Source organism: Desulfuromusa kysingii (genome assembly GCF_900107645.1).
GTDB lineage: Bacteria > Desulfobacterota > Desulfuromonadia > Desulfuromonadales > Geopsychrobacteraceae > Desulfuromusa > Desulfuromusa kysingii.
This window is the reverse complement of the sequence record NZ_FNQN01000005.1, coordinates 260767-284173: the sequence shown is the minus strand read 5'-3', so window position 1 is coordinate 284173 and position 23407 is coordinate 260767. Positions and strand designations below refer to the sequence as shown.

Sequence of the window (23407 nt, the reverse complement as noted above, 5' to 3'; positions counted from 1 at the left end):
ATCCATTGACAATGGGTGCACAAAAATACAGAGGAACCCCATGAAAAAACTGCGTCAGCACCAAATGCTCCTGTTACTAACATTGTTGACGGCTTTTCCACCGTTATCGACAGATATGTACCTGCCTGCCCTCCCCTATCTGGAAAAAATCTGGCAGGAACCAACGTCCTCTATCAACTTGACATTGTCAGGGTTTTTTATCGGCTACTGTCTCAGCTTGCTCCTTTACGGCCCCTTATCGGATAAGTATGGACGGAGAATTCCTCTGCTGGTCGGCATCAGTGTCTATATTGTTGCCAGTTTCCTCAGTGGCTTTGCCAATGGTGTTGCCACCCTCACCATTTTGAGAATTTTACAGGGGGCTGGAGCTGCAGCAGGCTCTACTATTGCCATGGCTATCACTAAAGATCTCTACCAAGGTCATGAACGGCAACGCATCCTTGCCTATATGGGGATTATTATGGCTCTGGCTCCGATGCTCGCACCGGTGATCGGCGGCTGGATCATGACCGGACTGACATGGCATTGGGTTTTCTACCTTCAGGCTGTTATCGGTTTGGTTGCTTTGGGTGGAGTATTTCGGATGGCAGAACCATTATCAACACCATCATCAGGTGGAGTTCTGGCAGCTATGGGCATGTACCTGAAATTGCTGAGAAACAGCCGTTATGTGGCATTGATCGTCCTGTTTTCATTCATTGTGTTACCCCATTTCTCCTTTATCGGTTCGGCAGCGCATATCTACATTACCCGTTTCGGTCTCTCTGAACAGGTTTTCGGCTACCTTTTTGCCTTTAATGCCATGGCCATTATGGCCGGCTCATTTACCTTTTCCCGCGTTCAAAAATTGGTCACATCCCGAACCCTTCTCGCCATTAGTTTCGCAGGTATCTTGCTCAGCGGCATCCTCATGAGTATGGCGTTTATCCACGGTCCCTGGGGACTTGCGGCACCCATGGCTCTGGCTTCTTTCAGTTTTGGTCTAAGCCGGCCTCCAAGCAACCATATTGTCCTTGAGCAGGTTGACCAGGGTGCGGGGGCAGCTTCTTCGTTGATGGTCTTCTTATATTTTATTGCTGGAGCTTTTTCCATGTGGTTTATCTCACTGGATTGGAACGACACGATCCAAGTCATTGCCCGACTCGCTTGTGCCAGTGGAGGAATCGTGCTGCTTCTCTGGTTGCTGTTTCCCTGCTTAGGCAATGCCGATCGACAAGTTCCCTGTTGGAGAAAGGGTAAGTTTTTGAGCTAAGTGGTCTCATCCCAGACAGAGAGAAGATGAGCAACAGCGGATCCAAACTGCCTCGATCCATCAACCGTCAGTGCTGATATTTTAGTGATATACTTACTGATATCGTATAGCTGTTAGGGATCCGCGTGTTTTCTTCTTTGATTCTCAACATAACTGCTTTTAGCCTTGCTGCGCTGGTGATCATCGTCGCGGGGAGCAAGATGGCGCGACTGGCCGACAGTCTTGCCGACCGTACCGGGTTGGGTGAAGCGCTCTTCGGAGTCTTACTCTTGGCCGGAGCGACCTCGTTGCCTGATTTTGCCGCAACCCTGAGCGCAGCAATCGATGGCCGCCCCGATCTGGCGATGAGTAACGTCATGGGCAGTATGGCCGTAAATTTGGCGCTTCTTGGTGTGGCCGACATTGTCTACCGTAAAGCCAATCTGGAACACGCAGCGGCCTCCTCTGTGAATCTGATGTTGGCTGCGTTGCTGATTGTGTTACTGACTTTGCCGTTGCTCGCAATCATCACGCCGACAGTCGTCAAGTGGCACGTGCATCCGATCACGCCGGTGATCGTTGTCTCTTATCTGTTCGGCCTCCACTTGGTTCGTCGCACTCAGGCAAAGCCCATGTGGTTCCCCCGATTGACCCTCCAGACCGTCGCTGATGAACCACACAAGCACCATCGTGGCCGTTCGTCGATGTTGTGGCTTGGGTTCATCAGCATGGCCATCGTAACTGGTATGGCGGGCTGGGTCTTGATGGATGCAGCAAAAGGAATCGCTGATCAAACGGGACTGTCCGAGACCTTGGTTGGCGGCTTATTCACCGCTCTGGCGACGTCCACCCCCGAGTTGGTGACCACCATTGTTGCAATCCGTATTGGAGCGCTGACGTTGGCAGTGAGCAACATCTTTGGCACCAACTGTTTCAATATGCTGGTTGTCGCTGCGGCGGACCTTGGTTATACGCACGGCTCCATCTACCATGACATGGCACCAGTGCAGATGATCTGGGGCTTGGTGAGCATCCTGATGACGGCCATCCTGTTGTTGGGAATGGTTCGTCGTGAGACCTATGGAATCGGTCGGATCGGGTTTGAAAGTGCTTTGATCTTAAGTATTTATGCTGTCGCACTTATTGTTGTAGTGGTGGGGGGTTGAGACACCAGCTTCGACAAGCGTTAAATAAGAGAATTTGCACTTGGTTTTGGCAAAAGTTTAAATATTCGCTATTATGTTCATATAATTTCATTGTCCTGCGCAGCCAACAGGCACCAAAGGAGGAAAATCGAAAATGAAAGATTTATCAACCAAGTTCATGGGTCTGAGTTTAAAAAACCCGATTATCGCGGGAAGTTCCGGACTTTCCAGCTCACTGGCCGGAATCAAGAAGCTCGAAGAAGGGGGAGCGGGGGCCATCGTACTCAAATCAATTTTTGAGGAAGAAATTTTTTACGAGATGGACGATCTGATGAAAAATGTCCCTGAAACAAGCCGTTACATGGAGCGTTTCGATTATCACGATTTGGTGCTCAAAGGAGAGAATCTGGCTAAATATACCACCCTGATCAAGGAGGCGAAGCAGGCTGTCAAGATTCCTATCGTGGCAAGCATCAACTGTAGTTACACCTACGAATGGACCGACTATGCAAAACGCCTTGAGTCCGCAGGTGCAGATGCCCTTGAATTGAACATGTTTTTTCTCCCCACAGATCAAAAACGCAGTGCGGAAGAGGTCGAACGTGCCTATTTTATGGTTGTCGAGAAGATCGTCGCAACTGTTTCCATCCCGGTGTCGTTAAAGATCAGCTATTATTTCACCTGCCTTGGCCAAACGATTCAGAAACTCTCCAGGCAGGGGATCGCGGGGTTGGTCCTCTTCAACCGTTTCTACAGCCCTGACTTTGACATCGAAAACCTTAAAGTAACCCCGACCAATATCTTGAGCTCCCCCAGTGATCTGACCATGTCGCTGCGTTGGATGGCGATGATGTCCCAAAAGGTGGAATGTGATCTCGCTGCGTCCACCGGCGTTCATGATGGAGCGGCTGTCATCAAACAGCTACTGGCAGGTGCGCAAGCGGTACAAGTCGTCTCGACATTGTACAAAAACGGCCCCACCTACATTCAAACGATGCTGAACGAACTGCAAGAGTGGATGACCCGGCACGGATATGAAAAACTTCAAGATTTCCGTGGCAAGATGAGCCAAGATAAGAGTGTCGACCCAGCCATCTATGAAAGAGTCCAGTTCATGAAATATTTCAGCGGACAAAAAGATATTCTTTAATAGCCGCAGCCTTGATGTTTCCCGGCCTGTCGTGCGGGGTCATTAAGAGTTATTGAGGTCCTGGATAAAGAGGGTTACACCATTTAAAAGCGCTACAAGGGTGCCCCTCTTTACCCCGCATTTAATTATGATGAACGGACATGAACCTCTGGTTCGGATTCCATTGAACCATGATCTTTTGCCAAGGACACTTATGCTCAACCAGGCCGGCTCAAAACAATTCTTGTTGCGACTTTTTCTCCCCTTTGGCCTCGGTTACTTTGTCTCTTACCTGTTCCGTACGGTTAACGCCGTTATCGCCCCCGATCTGGTGGCCGACCTCGGGCTCAATGCCGCTGATCTGGGGCTGTTGACCTCTGCCTATTTTTTTACCTTCGCGGCATTTCAACTACCCCTTGGGGTTTTGCTTGACCGCTTTGGCCCGCGGCGGGTTGAAGCCGGACTGTTGATGATTGCGGCAATCGGGGCTCTGGTTTTTTCTCAGGCAGAGACATTGACCGGGGTGATCCTTGGACGGGCATTGATCGGCCTTGGAGTCTCTGCATGCCTGATGGCAGCGTTTAAAGCCTTCGCCAGCTGGCTGCCAAACGAACGGTTACCTTTAGCGAACGGGGTACAGATGATGTCTGGAGGGTTGGGTGCACTGACAGCAACAACCCCCGTTCAAGCTGCGCTGCAAATCACCGATTGGCGTGGCGTCTTTGGTGGCCTGGCTGGTATTGCCTTGCTGGCGGCCATTGTAGTGTTTATTGTTGTGCCTGATGAAATGCAGAATAAAAAGCATGAAACCTTTGCTGAGCAACTACAGGGGTTGCACAGCGTTCTGACCGACCGGCATTTCTGGCAGATTGCCCCCTGGGCTTTCACCGCACAGGCGGCCTATCTTTCAATACAGGGGCTCTGGACCGGACCATGGTTGCGTGACGTTGCCGGCTTGGGACGGGATGAAGCGGCGCAAATCCTCTGGTGGATCGCCATTGCCATGATCGCCGGCTACTTCACCCTCGGACGTTTAGCCGAACAGTTAGCAAAAAGGGGGATTCGTCCCGTAATCGTTGCTGCGGTTGGGATGTCATTATTCATTCTCGTCCAACTGTTACTTGTTGTCGTACCACAATACGGCCTGGCTCTCTGGCTCGGGTTCGGTTTTTTAGGCACAGCTTGTATCCTCCCTTATGCAGTCCTGTCTCAGTTTTTTCCTCCTCAGCTAACCGGGCGTTGCAACACTTCGCTTAATCTTCTGGTGTTTGTTGGCGCTTTTTCTGCCCAGTGGCTCATTGGTGGGATCATCAGTTTATGGCCAACTAATGGCAGCGGAGGATATTCTCCCAGTGGTTATCAAGCTGCTTTCCTGTTTCTAATTGCCTGCCAAATCGCTGCGGCAGTATGGTACTGGTTGGCGGGAAAATGGATTAAGGACAGGGACCGATAAAGAGCAGAGAAGAAATACCTCTAAAAACCATCAATATGCTGGCTCACAGATTACTGCTTGTGGCCATAAGCCGTCAGAACTCTATCGATAAGGAATAAAAAAGAATATGTGGGATCAAGATACATATTTAAAAGCTTGGAACTTTGCTTCTGTTATTCATCGTGGCCAAACCATCCCTGGCAAGGATATTCCATATCTCAATCACCTTGGGCTCGTCACGATGGAGGCAACCGCGGCTATTGCGAGGAATCAAAATATCCGCAACCCCAATCTCCTGATCCAATGTGCCTTACTGCATGACTCAATTGAAGACACTGCAACAACATACACAGAGATTAAATCAGAGTTTGGATTAGATGTGGCTGCAGGGGTTTTAGCTTTAAGTAAAAACAAGAAACTGCCAACGAAACAGGAACAAATGCTCGACAGCCTGACCAGAATCAAACAACAACCGCAAGAAGTATGGATGGTTAAATTATGTGATCGAATCACCAATTTACAGCCGCCACCAGAGCATTGGCACAAGGAGAAAATATTGCAATATAGAGATGAAGCTCATGTTATTCTGGAACAACTCGGCAAAGCAAATCAGTTTTTATCTGCACGATTAAAGAAAAAGATCGATAATTATATTCAGTATTTAAAATAAAAATCCCCAACAAACAGAACAACAGGGGCAAAACATACGGCGGCGGGCCAAGTCTTAACTTTGCCGGCTGTTATCATCAACCGTTCACCATGACAGTCAACTAATGCATAGCTACGCCATCCCGATCATTTCAATCTGCTTCTTCGCCTCACTCATGTGTATATTCCAAATGTATGCCCATTTGAGAGATAAAAAGAAAACCGGCTTCAGCACCTTTACCCCTTTTGTTTTTGCCGCATACCTGACCACAACATTGGAAGAGAAAGGGAGACCTGGGGTGTGGTTAATCGCTTTTTTCCTTTTTTCGTTTGTATTGATCTTCCTGCTGTTTGCTCAACTTTTATGGTCAATACAAGCCGCCTAAGAAATCAGGTTAAAACCTTCTCTCTGCAGATTTGCGCTACGCGTCTCAGGGCTGCGCCCGGCAGAGTCATGCAACACTATCCACACCAGCAGCCATTACAAAAGACTGCCAGTCGGTTAGGCAAAAAAAATAAGAAATGTGGTTAGTTTTCCAACATCAATTTTGTTCTATAGTACTCTATGTTTATAGAGTTAAAGTTTTGTTTGTTGATAAAATCACTCAAGGAGTTATCCATGACTATCAATCGTTATCTGCATTTAATTGCCGGATTTGTTATTGTCCTCAGCGTTATCCTGTCTCAGATCCATTCCCCCTACTGGATTTATTTTACCGCATTTGTCGGTCTGAACCTGATGCAAAGTGCCTTCACCAATTGGTGCCCGATGATGACAATTCTGCGTAAGTTGGGGGTCAAAGAAGGATGATGCAGATTCAACGTCAATCCGTGAACCCTTCCAAATCAAAGAATAGCTGACCGCAACACTGTCCAAACCGTGGAACTACGGTCGGGCCAGGCCAGCACCACAACGGGAAAGTGGTTGCGACATAACTTGATCACAAAGACCATTCAATGTTCACAATCAGTCCGTTGTCGAGGTTGCTAACCTTTGCTTTGCAGGTAGAATTATTATCAACATGGGATTCAAGGGAGAGTTATGAACATTGCAACAACGTCCCGGTGGCCAATCAGCCTGATGATCTTGCTGCTGCTCGGATGGACAGGTTGGGCCTATGCATCATCGACAGCAGTTCAACACTTGAGTTTCGATGCTGCTTGGCAGGCCGCTCTAAGTCAAACGCCGGAGATGCTGATGTCCCGCGCTCAGATTGCTGAGGCACAGGGTGCAGTAACGGCGGCATCAGGACAACTTCTACCCAAGCTACAGGCGTCCTATAGCGCCAGTGGCTCAGATAGCGGCCTCAATGTTTTCGGCATGAAATTGAATCAAGGCCAGGCCAGTTTTAACGATTTTGGAGCCAGTCTGTTTGATCCAACGGACCCTTCCAGTCTGTATATTACCCCTGGAAATCTTAACAACCCAAGCTGGTACAGCAACTACCAGACGAAACTAGAACTGCTGGTGCCCGTTTTCAACGGTGGCAAGATACGTGGCTATCTACAACAGGCCCGAGCCTATCTGAGTGCCGCTCACAATGGCAATGAAATGGCACGCCAACAACTGATGCTGGAAGTGTTGAAGGCTTACCAGGGGGTGCACACCGCCGTGGCCTTGGTAGCAGTCGCTGAAAAAGCGGTTACAGCGGCAGAATCCTACACCGAGTTAACCAACAAACTCTTTGCCCGTGGAGTCGTGGCTCGCAACGATCAGCTCCGCGCTCAGTTGAACCTCAGTAACGTCTGCTTGCGTAGAAGCGAAGTAAAAACCTATCTGGGTAAAATTTATGATCAATTGCGAGTCCTGGTTGGCAACGAAGATGATCGTCCAATTAACGTGACTGAAACGTTACAAGTCTCTCTACCGGAAGAATCATTGGCCGATCTGCGGCAGCACATGCTGCTAGATAACCCGGGATTGCGGGCGCTTGGAGAAAAGGTTGTTGCGGGTCAGGCTGAGGTGAAAATTGCGCGAGCTGATTACCTGCCAAGCTTCAACTTGCTCCTCAGCAGCGAATGGAACAACCCCGATTTTGAGCCGGGGGGCAACCACTCAAGTATGGTTGCCGGTGTATTGAGCTGGAATTTGTTTGATTTTGGCAGCCGGCGTGGACAGGTCAATCAGGCTAATGCCCGCCTTTCGCAGCAACGAGCCCACCTGAACCAGGCCCGTAACCAGCTACGCTTGCAGCTTGAATCTGCCTGGCGCGACGTCGCTTTGGCGGCTGAACGCGTGAAGGTTCGAGAACTCGCCATAAGTCAAGCTGAGGAGGCTGAACGCCTGGAACGGTTGCGCTATGAAAAAGGGGTTGCCACCATGACGGAATTGTTAGCCGCACAGGCGGAACTGGATAAATCACGCAGCGAACTGGTTGCTGCAAACTATCAACAGATCATGCAGCGTGCCGGATTGTTGCTTGCCCTTGGACGCTTGACTCCGGCCGCGGTCAGTCACACGAAGCTGATGCAGTGAACTGAGTCGACAGTTATCTGTCGATCAAATATTAACAGATTGGTAAAAACGATGTTGAACCCGGGAATGAAATTTTTCTCCATTTTAGCCTTTACAGTGTTACTGACCGGTAGTTATTCCGCAGCAGCGACTGCGACAGCCCCGACCAGTAAAGTCACGGTCCAGATCATGACGATTCAACAACAGCTGTTACCGGTTTACGCCACTTTTCCGGGGCGGGTTACATCAACCAGTGAGGTGCAGATTGCCTCACGGCTGATGGGTTATATCCGTAAACTTCCGGTTCACGAGGGTCAACAAGTGAAAGAGGGTGAGTTGCTGTTGTCCCTCGATGCCAATGATGTCAAAGGGTCCATAGCCCAAGCAAAAGCCGCTCTTGGCAAGAGTCAATCGGTGTTGGCGGACGCCACCGCGAACTATCAACGCTTTCTGGCATTATACCAACAGCAGGCGATCCCCGAACAACAGTTTCAGCAGGTCGAGATGGGTTATCGAGTTGCACAGGGGAACCTCGAAGCAGCTCAGGCAGGCTTGCAGCAGGCACAAGCACAACTGAACTACGTTGATGTCCGTGCCCCTTTTTCCGGCACGGTGGTAGCAAAATTTATTGATGTTGGTCAGTTGGCAGCCCCTGGACATCCTCTGTTGACGCTGCAAAGTTCCGGTTTTCTCCAGGTACAGTCACAGGTCAATCAACAGTCGTTTGAGCAACTCCACCTGGAACAGAAGATTCCGGTTACAATTGACGGCGACAACTTTAACCAGCGGCCGGTCGAGGGAACTGTTGCACGGCTGGTCAACGCTGCTGATCCGATAACCCACAGCCACAGTATCAAACTGAATCTCCCTGTCGACAGTGGTGCGACCAGCGGTGATTTTGCCCGCGTTCGCATCCAGATAGATCAGCAGCCGGGGATCGTGGTGCCACCTCCGGCCATCCAAAAACGCGCAGGTATTGACGGGGTTTTTGTCCTTGATGAGAGCAATCGGGCAGCATTTCGCATGGTTCGCCTGGGAGAAAAAACAGCGACCGGGGTTGTCGTTCTGGCAGGTCTCGTCACAGGTGACCGCCTCATTGTCAGCGCCACTGGTGAACTCAACAACGGGGTTAACGTGCAGATCAGTCAGGGCGATGGCGCATGAGCTCGCAAGATAAACAGATGCCGATGAATATTGCCGGTTGGTTGGCAAAAACCTTCCTGCACACCAAGATCACCCTTTTGATCATGTTGGCAATCTCCCTCTGGGGAGCGATGGCGGTCTTTGTAACCCCGCGCCTCTACAACCCTGAGATCGTCGTTCCGGCGGCATCAATTTTTGTTATGCGCCCCGGTTATTCACCGGAAGAAATTCAGAATCAGGTTGTCAAACCGCTTGAATCATTAATGGCAAGCATCAAGGGGGTTGAACACACCTTTGGCTATGCAGTGAACGATATGGGCGTGGTCACGGTCCAGTTCGAGGTTGGCGCAAATGAGGAACGCAGCTTGCTGCTATTGTATAACCAGCTGATGCGCAACATGGACAGACTGACCCCGGGAGCCATGTCACCGTTAGTCAAGAGCATTGGCGTGAACGATGTCCCAATCCTCAGCATCACTCTGAGTTCAGGACAATTTGACGGCATTGATTTGCGCGAACTAGGAATGCGGGTTCTGGAACAGCTCCGCAGTGTCCCCGACGTTGGCGATAGCATGGTCATCGGTGGACAAAAACGGGCTGCACTGATTGACATTGATCCTCAGCGGCTGGCCAGCGCTGGACTCAACTTGGAGGAGATTCTTAAACTGTTGCGTGGCTCAAACCTAGTGATGCCGGCTGGCGATCTGGTCAACAATAACCGTCAATATGCGCTGCGCGTCAATGCCGCTTTTAACGATGTTCCAGAATTGGGGCATCTGATCATCGGACAAGCCAATCAGAAACCCATTTTTCTTAAAGACATCGCGACGGTGCATGCGGGTCCACGACATGAAGACCAATACACCACCCTCGCCTACGGAGCAGGCACGCCGGGAGTCCGTTCGGGTGATCCGGTCCCAGCGGTGACTCTGGCGATCGGCAAACGCACTGGGGCAAATGCCGTCACCGTTGCAAACGGTGTCCTCGAAAAGCTGCAAGACATAGAACATGAAGCGTTACCACAAGGGGTTAACATTCATGTGACCCGTGATTACGGCAAACGGGCGGACGATGCGGTCAATACCCTGATGGAACATTTGTCCATCGCCATCGCGGTGGTGGCTCTGATCCTGCTGATCTTCCTCGGTTGGCGCGAGGCAGCCATTGTCACTCTGACCGTCCCATTGACCTTGTTTGTCGTCCTCGGTGTCAGTTGGATGACCGGTCATACCATCAACCGGATCTCATTGTTTGCATTAATCCTCTCTCTGGGGCTGTTGGTCGACGACGGCATTGTCGTGATTGAAAACATTCATCGCCATATCCAACACACCACGACGTCAGTGCGTGATTTTGGCACTCTGATCGTCCAGGCGACCAATGAAATCGGCAACCCGACGATTATGGCAACGATGACAGTCATTGTTGCCTTTATTCCAATGTTGTTCGTCACCGGGATGATGGGCCCATTCATGCAGCCCATTCCCATCAATGTCCCAGTCGCAATGCTGACATCACTGATGATGGCCGATGTTGTGGTTCCCTTTATCGCCCTGCGCTGGCTCAGAAAAAAAGCGGCAAAGCACGTGGCCCGCAACCGTTTAACTCTGGATGAAAAAACCGAGCCGCCGAAGGATTTCCTTTACCGAACCTATCTGCAAGTCTTTACCCCGTTACTGGGAGGCGCAGGCAAGCGGAGCATCTTCTTTGCAGTGGTGACCATTCTCTTGTTGTTATCGGTCTTAATGCCCGCCTGGCAATTTGTCCGCCCTTCCGGAATGAACGGCCCGATCAGCACCCTCGGCGTCAACCTACAGATGTTACCGGATGGCAACGTCGATACTTTCGTTCTGGAAGTCGACACCCCCGCCGGCACAGCCCTGGAAGAGACCAACCGAGTCGCTCTGGCGGTTGGTAGCCTGTTAGCGCAGGACCCATATGTGACCGACTATGAGACCTACCTTGGTAGCACCGGTCCGCTGAGTTTTGCCGGGATGGTGCGCGGTGATGCTATGCGCGTTGGTGCCAATCTGGCGCAGATCGTAGTGAACATCGTCGAACACACTGAGCGCCCACACACCAGTGTGGTTGCCACCGAGATCTGGAATGCTCTGGCGCAAACACGCGCCGCTTTTCCGGAGGCACGCATCAAACTTTTTCTGACCCCACCGGGCCCTCCGGTGCGGTCTCAGGTTTTGGCAGAACTCTACGGGCCCGACTATGAAAAACTACGGCAGACTGCCGAATTTATAAAAAGCGAGTTCGGCAACATCTACGGGATGATCAACATTGATGATTCAATGACAGCCACCGCCCCTGAATATCTGATTCACGTCGACCAATATAAAGCCATGTTGGCCGGATTGGCTCCAGCGCAAGTGGCCAAGGCTGTCCATGATTACGTCGTTGGTGCCGACATCGGAATACTGCGTGGCGGCAATGCCCCTGAACCAATCCATATTATCGTGCGTCTCAAACAGTCTGATCGCGCCGTGATTCAGCAGATCCTCGACCTGACAATGACCAACCAGCAAGGAAAGCAAGTTCCACTGGACGGCATTGTGCAGATCGAATCTTCCCATGTTGCTAAGCCAATAATGGATCGTGACCAACACCCGGTGGTTTATGTGATGGGGGACATGTTGAATGCGAGCCCGGTCTATGCCACTTTGACTCTGGATAAGATTCTTGATAAGGCAACGCTGCCTAACGATGTTCACCTGACGACTTCGAATCTGGGCTTCGTCGCATCGCAACCTGATGATATGACCCACTATCAGCTTTTGTGGGGTGGAGATATGCGTTTGACACTGGATGTGTTTCGCGACCTCGGTGCCGCATTTATCATCGGTCTGGTTTTTATCTATCTCATGCTGGTCGCCTATTATCAGTCGTTCATGCTGCCCGTCATTGTTATGGGTGCCATTCCACTCACCCTGATCGGTATTTTCCCCGGTCATTGGTTATTTAATATGCCGTTTAACGCCACCTCGATGATCGGATTCATTGCTTTGGCCGGAGTTGTCGTTCGCAATTCACTGCTGTTGATTGATTTTATTCTCGATTACCGCCGCCAAGGCTACGACCTGGAACACTCGGTGCTTGAAGCTGGGGCAGTGCGCTTCAGGCCAATCCTGCTGACGGCTCTGGCCATCATGCTCGGCTCTGCAGTGATGATCAGCGACCCGGTCTTCGGTGGGTTGGCTTTGGCATTAATTTTCGGGACCTTTGCTTCGACAATGTTGACATTGATTGTTATCCCGTTGTTCTATTATCTGTGGCAGCGGCACGAACAGCATGCGCACCCAAGAGAGAGCTGAGCCGTAAGATTGGGCCTGTTGCAACCGTCATCATTGGTGGCGCACAAAGTAACACAAACATTATGGGGAAAAAGGGTAAGACTGATCGGCTTTACACTTATTTACATGCGAAATGAACTATTATAAATCTCAGGAACAACATCGATTGAACCGCTTGTTTGTCATTCCAAAACGAAAGCAATCACGAACAGAAGAGATTGCAAACGCTCTTAGCCATGGGACAGCGTTGGTTGCCGCTATTCTGGCAACGCCGTACCTTATCATCCATGCAGCGCAGGTTGGTGATGCCGCTTTTATTGTCGGGGTGAGCATTTTTTGCGCAACAATGGTGTTGCTCTATTCGGCATCGACATTTTATCATCTGGCAACCGATGGTAAAGGCAAACGAATCCTGCGTGTCTTTGATCATTCTGCGATATTTTTACTTATTGCGGGAACCTACACCCCATTCACCCTTGGAGCATTTCGGGGAGCATGGGGTTGGAGCCTTTTTGGGACAACTTGGGGGGTAGCGGCAATCGGTGTCGCCCTCAAAGTCATATACAAAAAACTCCATCCCATCATCTCTACCACCTTGTATCTCCTTATGGGGTGGATTATCGTCATCGCCTTCAAGCCTTTCATCTCACACGTACCCATACCAGGTGTATTGTGGCTTGTTGCTGGAGGAGTTTCCTATACAGTTGGGGTGGTGTTCTTTGCCCTTGACGCTCGTTTAAGATATAGCCACTTTATATGGCATCTTTTCGTCATGGCCGGGACCTTATGTCATTATGTGGCAATTTACCGCTATGCAGCTTAATCCATGATGCTCATCGTCAACAACGTCAGCATCTTTGCCAGAGACCATTGCTGGTCGGGTCGTTCATCAGATAACAACGAGCAGCATTTGTGATTGCGTCAAGGGAATAAAATCGCTCACATTCCCACAGGCTGCGCATTGATTCATCATCCATTATCCTAGTTACGCTGCCCTCCCCGCTGGCTTGATTGCTTATCTGTCGCACCATTACGCCCTGAGTTAGGCTCACCTTTTAGCTTCTGAGCGACAGGAACGCGCATCTGTGGTGATTGTCTCACCTCCCGTGAAGTGGATGGCTGTTTTTGACGAGACATTGAACTTTTACCTTGGGACACCTTATCAATATTCTGCTTCGATTTGTCATAATGGCGTTGCGGTAGCTGCTTGGACCCACGACGATCAGACGACGGCATCTGCGACTGCTTCTGTATTGTCCGGCGATTATTTTCATTACGCTTGACCTGTGGGACCGCCTGACGGTCGTTTACATTTCCACGAGGCACTTGGTGAGATTCAAGTGAACGGCGCAGCGTTTGCCCGTAAGTTTGAGCGGTCCGTTTATCATGATAGGCGACCCCACGCCGATGACTGGGAAGATGGCGCCAGGCGTACCTGGAGACACCCCGTTGTTTCCGGACAAAACGTGGTCGCTTGTAAGGATCGACATAAATATTGTGCCGATGCCAATCGAAATAGCTCCAACTGCCAAAAACGAAACTTAAATGGATTCCCGGATAAAATGACACCCCAAAACCGTAACGGCTAGGCAACGGCCCCCAGGCATGAGGGCGGTGAGTCGGATACCACCAGGAACCGTAAACAGAGTACGGATCATAATAGGGGACATAAATCATTTGTGCATAAGCAGGTCGAATGACGATCGTTTCCCTTTCCACAATCACCTTTTGTTGCTTATTAGTGGCAAGATTCCCCTCGGCATAAGCCTTCTTGCGCAGGAGTTGAACCGTCTCCATAACGTCGACTTCCTGAGCAAGAAAAGCGTTACCGAGATCGGTGGTTTCGGTAATCTGCTCACTCATCCGAGCCAATGTGTCCGGAAAATGACATAAGGCCTGGACACTGGGATCCCAGTTTTTTTCGTAAAGGGCGTCATCAAGCCGATCTCCTTGCAAGTGAGAATTTTTTTTAACCCAGCGATCGGCCTCAATCACTTCTATGGGATAAGTCGACGCGATTAAAATCTGCGATAGCAAAGCGTCAGGATAAAGCGCAATCGGCGCGAGCATCTGGGTCAGCTCTTGTGGGCTATACGAAGCAGAGAGGGATTGCTCCGACGCCTCTATCGCAAAAGTGGACAAAGGAAATATCATGCTGCAGAAAAAAATCAAAAAGACCGGTTTCAATCCTTTGTTAAAGATGTGTGTCTTCATAACGAACTCCTGAATGGCTAAGAGGTCAACCGATTTTGGGCGCTCATTGAGAATCCCCAGAACGTCATTGAAGGATTGCAACCATCATAAAGTCCATGCAATCTCAACGACCTACAGACCAAGTATAGCAAAAGGCATAGTTGCTGTTTGTTAAATTAAGTTAAGTCCCTCTGGCTCTAAAGGCGGTCAAAACAAAGACCTCCCACAACCTTTTCAAAAAGGTCCTGAAGCCCCTTTGGAGGCATGACAAAACGAGAATCAATGCAACTAAATCTTCCCCAAACCTAACCGCCTTACAGTCCTATATTGTATAGTTAGAGGGAAGATCAAGCTGCGAATTAACGGCAGCAAAAGTTTCCAGACCAAGGAGGACAAAAATGGACACTGCCCATGTGTCATCGCAAAAAAAACCACATGTTGTGATCATTGGTGGAGGTTTCGCCGGATTACATTGTGCGAGAGGCCTTGCCGATGCTGATGTCAAAATCACATTGGCCGATCAACATAATTATTATCTGTTTCAACCTCTTCTCTACCAGGTCGCGACGGCAGCTTTGTCGCCGGCAGATATTGCCGCGCCTATTCGTAATATCCTCCGCAAGCAACAAAATGTCAGCGTGATCTTAGCTCGCGTCATCAGTATTGATGTCAAAAACAAACTGGTCAAATTTCAACACGGTGATCTCGCCTACGATTATCTGGTACTGGCAACGGGAGCCACCCATTCCTACTTCGGCCGTGACACGTGGGAACAGCTGGCACCGGGTTTAAAAACTGTCGACGATGCGTTGGAAATAAGGCGACGGGTTTTACTGGCTTACGAAGCAGCGGAGTGGGAAGCGGACAACCAAGCTCGGCAAGCAGAATTGACCTTTGTCGTGGTTGGTGGTGGTCCCACCGGGGTTGAGATGTCTGGCGCCCTGCAAGAAATCGCCGCCAAGACCATTCCTAAAGATTTTCGCCATATAGACACCACCACCGCCCGGATTATTCTTGTAGAAGCGGCAGATCGCCTGTTGATGGCCCTGCCGAAAGAGCTAGGAGAGCAAGCATTACGGGATCTACAAAAGATGGGGGTTCAGGTTCGCCTCAATTGCAGGGTCACAGAAATGCGCGAAGGAGAGGTCCAGATAGGTGATGAAATCCTGCCGGCCAAAAACGTCATCTGGGCCGCTGGGGTTCGTGGCTCAAAGTTGGCAGAAACACTTAATGTTGAGCTTGATAGACAGGGACGGGTTTTAGTAGAAGACGACCTTTCCGTCCCTGGCCACGCCGAAATAATGGTCATCGGCGATTTGAGCCATGTCAGCAACAGCAAGACCGGAAAACCGGTTCCCGGTGTCGCTCCAGCGGCGATTCAGATGGGCCGCTATGTTGCAGCCTCTATCTGTAGTCACTTGGCAGGGAAGAAGCAACCAGCCTTCGAATATCACGATAAAGGGACGATGGCAACAATTGGGCGCAATCGTGCCGTAGCCGCTATCGCTGGTCGACACTTCAGTGGCTTTTTCGCCTGGCTGATCTGGAGTTTGGTGCATATTTTTCCGCTGATCGGGTTTCGCAGTAAATTATCAGTCATCTTTGCCTGGGTTTTAAGTTATTTTTCTTTGAACAAGAGTGCTCGGTTGATCACTGGACAATCAACAACCCAGATAACCAAGGCGATGAGTTCTGGAAACAGGGAAACCACGATGGAAAAAGATCCAGCAGAAAAAAATATTCACGCATAGGAGATTTTATGTTTAAAATCGTAGAAAATGGCGTCAATCGTCTGGACCTTGAGTTGAGCGGAAAGTTAAGCACTGAAGAGATGAAAATCGCTCTGGACGACTTTATCAGTAAAGCAGATAAAATTGAACATGGCAAAATACTTTACGAAATTATAGACTTTCATCTTCCGAACCTTGGCGCAATAAGCGTGAAATTTTCGCGTCTTCCGGCATTGTTTGGACTGTTGAAAAAATTTGACCGGGCCGCGCTACTGACAGATAAAACATGGCTTAAAAAAGTCAGTGAATTTGAAGGATTTTTATTCCCAGGCCTGGAAATAAAAGCCTTTGATAGAGATCAAAAAGATGCAGCAGAAACTTGGTTATCACATTAAGCGAGCGGTTATTTCAGACATTAGACAAAAAGTTGGGTAAAGGTAAAAGATGAAGAAGTTATATATCATCAAAGTTGGCACCACATTCGGCACGACGGCCCAAAATCTTGGCGACTTTGACAAATGGACCACAGACGCGATTGGAGTCGTGAAGGTCGAAACCTGCTCTTTAGACGTTGAACATGGTGCTGAACTTCCACGTGCGGACGCATGTGCAGGCGTGGTCATAACAGGCTCACACGCGATGGTCACAGACCATCTCCCGTGGAGTGTTAAACTTGAGCAATGGATCCCATCCCTTCTTGATGCCCAGGTTCCCCTCTTCGGCATCTGTTATGGACATCAATTACTCGCCCAGGCGACAGGGGGAGACGTTGGTTTTCATCCACAGGGGAAAGAGATTGGCACTGTTTCCATCCAGCTCAACCCAGAGTGCGTGAGCGATCCTTTATTTCAATCACTCCCAACGTCTTTCTTGGTTCATACGACCCATTCTCAGACCGTGCTATCTCTCCCACCTGGAGCGATCTGCCTGGCAAGCAACGACTTTGAACCCAATCATGCTTTTCGCCTTGGGGACTGTGCCTGGGGGGTCCAGTTTCATCCAGAATACAATGGCGATATTATGCGCTCATACGTTCAGGAACAGGCCGAAGAGTTAGCAACTACGGGTCGAAATAGTGCAGCAATTATCAACGCTGTCGCCGAAACACCAATCGCTGCGACAACCCTCATAAACTTTGCCCGCATTGTGGAAGAAAAGTTGACCACGGATGAACAGCAGAAAAATTGAGCATTAAACAGGCAGTGACACAAAAGGATCTAGATATTTATTATGACTTCTTACAATAAAACTTTATGGCAAACAGTCGTTTATCTCTTCTTAAGCAAGATTGTAAAGCAAGCGAACGTCTCTTTCCCCCAGGACGAATTAATCAATACAAAAAACATTGATTTAGCCAAACGCTTTACCCAGATGGTGGGAGATACAACCGACGAAAAAAAAATCAAGTTCGCTTTACTCAAGGGGCTCAGACAACTTGAAGAAGATAGCTTGGTGTTACGGCTGGACGAGAAGACGTTGCAGCTCAGCCCCGATGGCTTTGCAAAAATGAAACTGGAAGTCGAAACCGCAATGATGAAAATTGCGCAGAGTTTTCCAGAGTCGGTTCCTAAGGACAACTCGGGATCAACGGTTCAGTAGTTCAACGACTCCTGATTGTTGTACTGGAAACCGGCAGTGACAATCTCTCAGAAATTTAATTAATCCCGAGGGACAGCCAGCATTTTATCCAATGCTGTCCTGGCTTTAATCCGGATATCTGCAGCGACAGTCACCCGGGTCTCCATGGTTTCCAAGCAGTGCAGCACATCCTCAAGACTGGTCATCTTCATAGTCGGACAGATCATGTCCCGATTAGCCATGATAAACTGCTTATCGGGGTTTTCTTTACGCAGTCGCCAAAGGATTCCATTTTCAGTGCCAACGATAAATTTTGTGGCTGGATTGTGAGCCGCAAACTCATACATACCACTGGTTGAACAAATGTGATCGGCCAAATTCAGCACCTCTGGCCGACATTCCGGATGAACCATAAATAGCGCATCGGGGTGACTGGCTTGGATCTGTTCGACGTCTTCGACCTTGAGTCGATCGTGAGTCGCACAATAACCATCCCAGAAGATACACTCCTTTTCTGGAACATTCTTGGCGATATAACGCCCTAAGTTACGGTCGGGAACCAACAACAGTTTTTTTGCGGCAACAGAACGGGCGACACTCACCGCATTCGAGCTAGTACAGCAAATATCACTCTCAGCCTTAACTGCAGCACTTGAATTGACGTAGGTCACAACCGTGGCATCAGGATGCTGTTTTTTAAGAGCTTTCAACCCTTCAACAGTCACCATGTCAGCCATCGGACATCCAGCATCAGCACGTGGGAGCAAAACCGTTTTCTCCGGTGACAGGATTGCCGCACTTTCAGCCATAAAATGGACCCCACAGAAAACGATGAGCTGCTTGTCCGTTTTTTGTGCTTCTATCGACAACGCCAGTGAATCACCTGTAATATCAGCAATTTCCTGAATTTCATCACGTTCATAATTGTGTGCCAGAAGAAGTGCACCTTTGTCGGTAGCCAACTGCTTAATTTTCTGCTGTAACTCTTTTTGTCTCATCATCAGAACTCACCCTTATCTGTAGGCTCAAAAAAGAGAACAAATCGTAGACTAACGCTCCACATTATGTCAATCTTTTCACTTTCTCTGAGCGCTTGACAGTTAATTTCAAGAGGGCTATTCTCCCCAAGCTGAGGGGCTTTGCGGTTACTTGAAAAACCATCTTCGAGTTACTAACGAATCATTGATAATAGCTTAACCCGAGAGGAATTTCAGATGTTTGGAATCGGAATGACAGAAATGGTTCTCATTGCTGCTTTAGCATTGATTATCTTAGGACCAAAGAAACTCCCTGAGCTTGCTCGCTCTTTAGGCAAAGGTTTTGCTGAATTCAAACGGACAACAAATGAGCTAAAAAATACCATTGACTTGGAAATTAAAGCCGAAGACAAGCGTCATAACCAGAAAGTTGCTGCGTTAAACAAGAAAAAATCGCTAGATAACAGTGATGATGAGACGCCTGTCCCTGAGACAGACGAGACGTCTATCAAAACATCGGTCAAAGATGCTCCAATTGTTGCGGCTGAAAAACAGGAAAAAACAGAAGAAGATGATGTGGAGTTAAAAGATAATGTCTGAAGGTATGGCGATATCTGAACATTTGGGTGAGTTGCGCAAACGACTGGTCATTTCTGCTTCAGCTTGGCTGATTGCCTTTCTTGGTTGCTACAGCTTTGGCGAACAATTCTTTGAATTTATTGCCAAGCCTGTTCGACAAGCCTTGCCTGAGGGAAGTTCACTGGTCTTTATCAATGCGACGGAACCCTTTTTTACCATCCTTAAGGTTTCTGCCCTCGCAGCACTCGTAGTTGCGTTTCCGATTATCATCTGGCAAGTCTGGAACTTTATCGCGCCTGCCCTTTATGGTCATGAAAAACGACTCGCCTTACCCTTTGTGTTTTTCAGTTCCCTGTGTTTCGGAACCGGAACCTATTTCGGCTTTACCTTTGTCTTTCCCATGATCTTCTCTTTTTTGGTCACCTACGGAACCAACGTCGCGGGGATCAACGCCATGTTATCGATGGGAGCCTACCTAACTTTGGCTTCCCGTTTACTAATCGCCTTCGGGTTAGTGTTTGAACTGCCAATCGTCATTTTCTTTCTCGCTCGTCTGGGGGTTGTCGATCACAAATGGCTTTCAAAAAATCGGAAGTTCGCCCTATTGTCAGCTTTTGTCATGGGCGCCGTGTTAACCCCTCCCGACATCTTTTCACAGGCATCTATCGCTGTCCCTTTCATCGTTTTATATGAAGTAGGGATTATCGTTGCCCGCCTGTTCGGAAAGAAAAAAAGCGTCGATGATGACGACATTGAAGATGACGATGACGACGAGGATAAAGATTAGGCCTCCAATCTTCTTACCGATATCAACAATAAAGGCCCGGTCGTTCTGATCGGGCCTTTATTGTTTCTGAAAATTTCTGCTGCTTGACAACCTGAGCGTAGCAACGCAAGATTAAAACCTGTCAGCATTCCCTAGCAAAGAGAAATTTTATGCGCTTAACCGTCAAAATCACTTTTGCTGTTCTCCTCGGCGTTGCACTGGTTTTTTCTGCTTACAGCTACTTCTCAATTCAACGCGAGAGGGAGCAGCTGAAGAAAAACCTCAGTCGTGAATCACGCCATATCGGTGAGAGTTTACGTTTTCTCGTCACCGAACTCTGGCAACAGCGTGGTGAAGAGGTCGCTATCGCCTTCCTGAAACGGGCGAATCAGGATTATCAGCAGACGTTGGTCCGCTGGGTCTGGATTGAAGGAGATCCTCTACCTCAATATCAACCCCGCGTCCCGGTTGAGCAGCTCGGAGAGCTGTTTCACGAAGAGACGGTGGCATTGCTGGCGGGATCCCCTGATGGTAAAGATTTCCTCCTGACTTATCTCCCCTTGATCACAGCTGATGGGCGCGTAGGGGCAATTGAACTGTCTGAGTCGATGGATGAGATGCATGATTATGTTCAAGAAAGTCTACGTCGATCGGCAGTAGTGGTTGGCGTATCCGTTATTTCCGGGGTACTTTTTATGGGGGTTTTGGGGAGTATCTGGATCGACCGACCGATGCAAAAATTACGTGCACAGGCAGAACGGATCGGCACCGGAGACCTGTCAACCAGTATCAATCTGCCTGGCAGTGGCGAAATATCAGAGCTCTCCAGTACCATCGAGCGCATGCGTGGACAGCTGGCTGAAGCGCGTGAGGCCGAACAGATCGCGACGAATGAAAAATTTGAGGCTTTGGAAAAACTGCGCCATACCGAACGATTAGCAACCTTGGGACAACTATCGGCAGGGATCGCCCATGAACTGGGGACGCCTCTGAATGTCATTTCCGGACGGGCGAAGATGATTGGCCGTGCCGGAATGAAGACCGATGATATTTTCCGGTCAGCAGGAATCATCGGTGAACAAGCGGAACGGATGACGGAAATCATACGCCAGTTGCTTAGCTTTGCCCGCCGCGGGGAGGCTAAAAAGCAGACTGTTGATCTGAACACGCTACTCCGCTCGATTCAATCATTATTGGAACCAACAGCCCGTGAACATGGGGTTGAACTGCTTGTCGACAATGCTGAGCAATCGCAACCCGTGTTTGCCGACCCGGGTCAGTTACAGCAGGTGGTACTAAATTTGACTCTCAATGGGATTCAAGCTATGTCATCCGGCGGCCACGTAACCTTGAGCAGCTTCACGACGTCCAACGTCGTCCCCCCCGATACCCTTGCAACCAAGCAAACTCACTGGGCTTGCCTTCAGGTCAAGGATCAGGGAAAAGGGATGGATGCCGAGACTTTGAAGAAAATTTTTGATCCGTTCTTCACGACGAAGGACATCGGCCAGGGAACCGGTCTCGGGTTATCAATCGCACACGGTATTATCGAAGAACATGGGGGCTGGATTGCTGTTGACAGTATCCCGGAGCAAGGGAGCTGTTTCAGCATTTATCTTCCTGACCCATCAGAAGGAGAACACGCATAGTGGAAAGTAGGCTACCAGGAAAAATTCTTATTGTTGACGATGACCGGGCGTTATGTGAACTCCTCGAAGAGGACCTCAGTCGTCGTGGACATCAGGTGATAACCTCTCTTAAGGTTGTCGATGCTCAGGCGCTACTGCACAAACAAGAAGTTGACATCGTCTTGACCGACCTCAACATGCCAGGGATCAATGGTATCGATTTCTGCGCCGAACTCAAAGACAATCGTCCCGACCTCCCCGTCGTCATCATGACCGCTTTTGGTAGTCTTGATACCGCGATAGGAGCCCTCAGAGCAGGTGCTTACGACTTTGTTACGAAACCGGTTGACCTTGATCTGCTCAGCATTTCATTGGATCGCGCCCTGCAACATCGCCACTTGCAAGAGAAGGTCCGTCTGCTGAATAATCAGGTGCGTCGGCAACGCTCCGATGATGAAATGCTTGGTGAAAGCCCGGCGTTCCTGAAAATCAAAGAACAGATCACGCGCATTGCCGATCTGGAGACTTCAGTCCTTATTACCGGAGAAAGTGGCACCGGAAAAGAACTGGTAGCTCGCGCTCTACACCACCAGAGTCAGCGAAGTGAAGGCCCTTTTATCGCCATAAATTGCGCCGCCTTGCCAGAAAACTTGCTTGAAAGTGAACTTTTCGGCCATGTGAAAGGGGCCTTTACGGATGCCAAAGAGCAACGCAAAGGATTATTTGTTGAGGCGACTGGTGGTACTCTGCTTCTGGATGAGATCGCAGAGCTGCCTCTGGCGTTACAACCCAAGTTGTTGCGGGTGCTGGAAGACCACAAGGTGCGGCCACTCGGAGGCAGCAGTGAAACAGCCTGTGATGTCCGTATCTTAGCCGCCACCCACCGCGATTTAGAAGAAGCCGTCGTTGCCGGACGTTTTCGCAGCGACCTTTATTACCGTCTCAATGTCATCCCCTTGGGACTGCCTCCGTTACGCGATCGGGGCAACGATATTTTATTGCTGGCCTTACAGTTTATCAAACAGCTCAGTCAACGCTTTAACAAGTCAGTCAATGGTCTGGCACAACCCGCTGCTGCCTGCTTACTGGCTTATCATTGGCCGGGAAACGTGCGGGAACTCCGGAATGTCATTGAGCGGGCGCTGGCGTTAACCCTCCATGATCAATTAACCATCGAAGATCTTCCTGAACAGATCAGACATCCCGGTGGAACGACACCACTACCTGCCAGTCTCATCGATCCAGGGACGATTCTCACTTTGGATGAGATGGAAAGTCGCTACATTCATCAAGTCCTTGATCAACTGGGAGGAAACCAAAGTCTGGCAGCCCGGTTACTGGGAGTCGATCGCAAAACCCTTTATCGAAAACTAAAAGACTAGAATCTCAACACGCTGCAAAGCCCAATTTTGGGGCAATTTGCCCCACAGGGACATATTGCCCCGCCTCCTATCCGACCAACCTGCCGATTTTC

The 23407-nt window shown here is 49.4% G+C and carries 20 protein-coding genes; 18 read left to right on the top strand and 2 right to left on the bottom strand.

The features are described from left to right. Window positions 1-40: 40 nt before the first annotated feature. The 10 genes from BLU87_RS10220 to trhA all read left to right on the top strand — a co-directional run bounded on the left by BLU87_RS10220 (window position 41) and on the right by trhA (window position 13305). The gene (locus BLU87_RS10220; RefSeq protein ID WP_092347734.1) at window positions 41-1252 is read left to right on the top strand and encodes a multidrug effflux MFS transporter; all 1212 of its coding nucleotides are present in this window, start codon (window positions 41-43) and stop codon (window positions 1250-1252) included. A 125-nt stretch (window positions 1253-1377) separates the two neighbouring features. Next, window positions 1378-2397, top strand: coding sequence for a sodium:calcium antiporter (locus BLU87_RS10215; protein WP_092347731.1), 1020 nt, complete (start codon window positions 1378-1380; stop codon window positions 2395-2397). A 133-nt stretch (window positions 2398-2530) separates the two neighbouring features. Further along, window positions 2531-3526, top strand: coding sequence for a dihydroorotate dehydrogenase-like protein (locus tag BLU87_RS10210; RefSeq protein ID WP_092347728.1), 996 nt, complete (start codon window positions 2531-2533; stop codon window positions 3524-3526). Between the two features lie 127 nt (window positions 3527-3653). Continuing rightward, window positions 3654-4958, top strand: coding sequence for an MFS transporter (locus BLU87_RS10205; protein ID WP_217637485.1), 1305 nt, complete (start codon window positions 3654-3656; stop codon window positions 4956-4958). Between the two features lie 106 nt (window positions 4959-5064). Further along, the gene (locus tag BLU87_RS10200) at window positions 5065-5607 is read left to right on the top strand and encodes an HD domain-containing protein (RefSeq protein ID WP_092347722.1); all 543 of its coding nucleotides are present in this window, start codon (window positions 5065-5067) and stop codon (window positions 5605-5607) included. A gap of 597 nt (window positions 5608-6204) precedes the next feature. After that, a complete protein-coding gene (locus BLU87_RS10190) occupies window positions 6205-6396 on the top strand; it encodes a YgaP family membrane protein (RefSeq protein ID WP_092347716.1) in 192 nt (63 codons plus the stop codon). Between the two features lie 231 nt (window positions 6397-6627). Further along, window positions 6628-8061, top strand: a complete 1434-nt coding sequence (locus BLU87_RS10185; protein WP_092347713.1) for a TolC family protein — start codon at window positions 6628-6630, stop codon at window positions 8059-8061. Between the two features lie 51 nt (window positions 8062-8112). After that, window positions 8113-9204, top strand: coding sequence for an efflux RND transporter periplasmic adaptor subunit (locus BLU87_RS10180; protein WP_092347711.1), 1092 nt, complete (start codon window positions 8113-8115; stop codon window positions 9202-9204). Further along, the gene (locus BLU87_RS10175) at window positions 9201-12503 is read left to right on the top strand and encodes an efflux RND transporter permease subunit (protein ID WP_217637484.1); all 3303 of its coding nucleotides are present in this window, start codon (window positions 9201-9203) and stop codon (window positions 12501-12503) included. Before BLU87_RS10180 ends, BLU87_RS10175 begins: the two co-directional genes overlap by 4 nt. Before the next feature lie 112 nt (window positions 12504-12615). Next, window positions 12616-13305: a PAQR family membrane homeostasis protein TrhA gene (trhA, locus tag BLU87_RS10170; RefSeq protein WP_092347708.1), complete on the top strand. Its 690-nt coding sequence runs from the start codon at window positions 12616-12618 to the stop codon at window positions 13303-13305. 158 nt (window positions 13306-13463) lie between these two features. Here trhA and BLU87_RS10165 read toward each other — a convergent pair whose 3' ends face one another. After that, window positions 13464-14696, bottom strand: a complete 1233-nt coding sequence (locus BLU87_RS10165) for a DUF3300 domain-containing protein (protein WP_092347705.1) — start codon at window positions 14694-14696, stop codon at window positions 13464-13466. Between the two features lie 377 nt (window positions 14697-15073). Here BLU87_RS10165 and BLU87_RS10160 point away from each other — a divergent pair, with 377 nt between their 5' ends. The 4 genes from BLU87_RS10160 to BLU87_RS10145 are packed head-to-tail and all read left to right on the top strand — an operon-like array spanning window position 15074 to window position 18004. Further along, a complete protein-coding gene (locus tag BLU87_RS10160) occupies window positions 15074-16426 on the top strand; it encodes an NAD(P)/FAD-dependent oxidoreductase (protein ID WP_092347702.1) in 1353 nt (450 codons plus the stop codon). Between the two features lie 8 nt (window positions 16427-16434). Beyond that, window positions 16435-16800 carry a SpoIIAA family protein gene (locus tag BLU87_RS10155; RefSeq protein ID WP_092347699.1) on the top strand — a complete coding sequence of 122 codons (366 nt, stop codon included), beginning with the start codon at window positions 16435-16437 and terminating at the stop codon, window positions 16798-16800. 49 nt (window positions 16801-16849) lie between these two features. Beyond that, window positions 16850-17593, top strand: coding sequence for a glutamine amidotransferase (locus BLU87_RS10150; protein WP_092347696.1), 744 nt, complete (start codon window positions 16850-16852; stop codon window positions 17591-17593). A 42-nt stretch (window positions 17594-17635) separates the two neighbouring features. Beyond that, window positions 17636-18004, top strand: a complete 369-nt coding sequence (locus tag BLU87_RS10145) for a hypothetical protein (RefSeq protein ID WP_092347693.1) — start codon at window positions 17636-17638, stop codon at window positions 18002-18004. A 59-nt stretch (window positions 18005-18063) separates the two neighbouring features. Here the strand turns inward: BLU87_RS10145 and nadA are convergent, their stop codons facing one another. Then, window positions 18064-18981, bottom strand: a complete 918-nt coding sequence (gene nadA, locus BLU87_RS10140; RefSeq protein ID WP_092347810.1) for a quinolinate synthase NadA — start codon at window positions 18979-18981, stop codon at window positions 18064-18066. A gap of 231 nt (window positions 18982-19212) precedes the next feature. Between nadA and BLU87_RS10135 the strand changes: the two genes are divergently transcribed. The 4 genes from BLU87_RS10135 to BLU87_RS10120 all read left to right on the top strand — a co-directional run bounded on the left by BLU87_RS10135 (window position 19213) and on the right by BLU87_RS10120 (window position 23315). Next, the gene (locus tag BLU87_RS10135; RefSeq protein WP_217637483.1) at window positions 19213-19560 is read left to right on the top strand and encodes a twin-arginine translocase TatA/TatE family subunit; all 348 of its coding nucleotides are present in this window, start codon (window positions 19213-19215) and stop codon (window positions 19558-19560) included. Next, a complete protein-coding gene (gene tatC, locus BLU87_RS10130; RefSeq protein WP_092347688.1) occupies window positions 19553-20326 on the top strand; it encodes a twin-arginine translocase subunit TatC in 774 nt (257 codons plus the stop codon). Before BLU87_RS10135 ends, tatC begins: the two co-directional genes overlap by 8 nt. Before the next feature lie 149 nt (window positions 20327-20475). Next, window positions 20476-21954: a sensor histidine kinase gene (locus BLU87_RS10125; protein WP_092347686.1), complete on the top strand. Its 1479-nt coding sequence runs from the start codon at window positions 20476-20478 to the stop codon at window positions 21952-21954. Then, window positions 21954-23315, top strand: a complete 1362-nt coding sequence (locus BLU87_RS10120) for a sigma-54-dependent transcriptional regulator (RefSeq protein WP_245706448.1) — start codon at window positions 21954-21956, stop codon at window positions 23313-23315. Before BLU87_RS10125 ends, BLU87_RS10120 begins: the two co-directional genes overlap by 1 nt. The last annotated feature ends 92 nt before the right edge of the window (window positions 23316-23407 follow it).

What these genes read in the sequence shown, in the direction of transcription:
- BLU87_RS10185 (WP_092347713.1), top strand. Translation starts at nt 6,628, where the DNA reads ATGAACATTGCAACAACGTCCCGGTGGCCAATCAGCCTGATGATCTTG.
- BLU87_RS10160 (WP_092347702.1), top strand. Translation starts at nt 15,074, where the DNA reads ATGGACACTGCCCATGTGTCATCGCAAAAAAAACCACATGTTGTGATC.
- BLU87_RS10205 (WP_217637485.1), top strand. Translation starts at nt 3,654, where the DNA reads ATGATGAACGGACATGAACCTCTGGTTCGGATTCCATTGAACCATGAT.
- BLU87_RS10165 (WP_092347705.1), bottom strand. Translation starts at nt 14,696, where the DNA reads ATGAAGACACACATCTTTAACAAAGGATTGAAACCGGTCTTTTTGATT.
- BLU87_RS10125 (WP_092347686.1), top strand. Translation starts at nt 20,476, where the DNA reads ATGCGCTTAACCGTCAAAATCACTTTTGCTGTTCTCCTCGGCGTTGCA.
- tatC (WP_092347688.1), top strand. Translation starts at nt 19,553, where the DNA reads ATGTCTGAAGGTATGGCGATATCTGAACATTTGGGTGAGTTGCGCAAA.
- BLU87_RS10150 (WP_092347696.1), top strand. Translation starts at nt 16,850, where the DNA reads ATGAAGAAGTTATATATCATCAAAGTTGGCACCACATTCGGCACGACG.
- nadA (WP_092347810.1), bottom strand. Translation starts at nt 18,981, where the DNA reads ATGAGACAAAAAGAGTTACAGCAGAAAATTAAGCAGTTGGCTACCGAC.
- BLU87_RS10190 (WP_092347716.1), top strand. Translation starts at nt 6,205, where the DNA reads ATGACTATCAATCGTTATCTGCATTTAATTGCCGGATTTGTTATTGTC.
- BLU87_RS10220 (WP_092347734.1), top strand. Translation starts at nt 41, where the DNA reads ATGAAAAAACTGCGTCAGCACCAAATGCTCCTGTTACTAACATTGTTG.
- trhA (WP_092347708.1), top strand. Translation starts at nt 12,616, where the DNA reads ATGAACTATTATAAATCTCAGGAACAACATCGATTGAACCGCTTGTTT.
- BLU87_RS10155 (WP_092347699.1), top strand. Translation starts at nt 16,435, where the DNA reads ATGTTTAAAATCGTAGAAAATGGCGTCAATCGTCTGGACCTTGAGTTG.
- BLU87_RS10180 (WP_092347711.1), top strand. Translation starts at nt 8,113, where the DNA reads ATGTTGAACCCGGGAATGAAATTTTTCTCCATTTTAGCCTTTACAGTG.
- BLU87_RS10175 (WP_217637484.1), top strand. Translation starts at nt 9,201, where the DNA reads ATGAGCTCGCAAGATAAACAGATGCCGATGAATATTGCCGGTTGGTTG.
- BLU87_RS10210 (WP_092347728.1), top strand. Translation starts at nt 2,531, where the DNA reads ATGAAAGATTTATCAACCAAGTTCATGGGTCTGAGTTTAAAAAACCCG.
- BLU87_RS10145 (WP_092347693.1), top strand. Translation starts at nt 17,636, where the DNA reads ATGACTTCTTACAATAAAACTTTATGGCAAACAGTCGTTTATCTCTTC.
- BLU87_RS10135 (WP_217637483.1), top strand. Translation starts at nt 19,213, where the DNA reads ATGACAGAAATGGTTCTCATTGCTGCTTTAGCATTGATTATCTTAGGA.
- BLU87_RS10200 (WP_092347722.1), top strand. Translation starts at nt 5,065, where the DNA reads ATGTGGGATCAAGATACATATTTAAAAGCTTGGAACTTTGCTTCTGTT.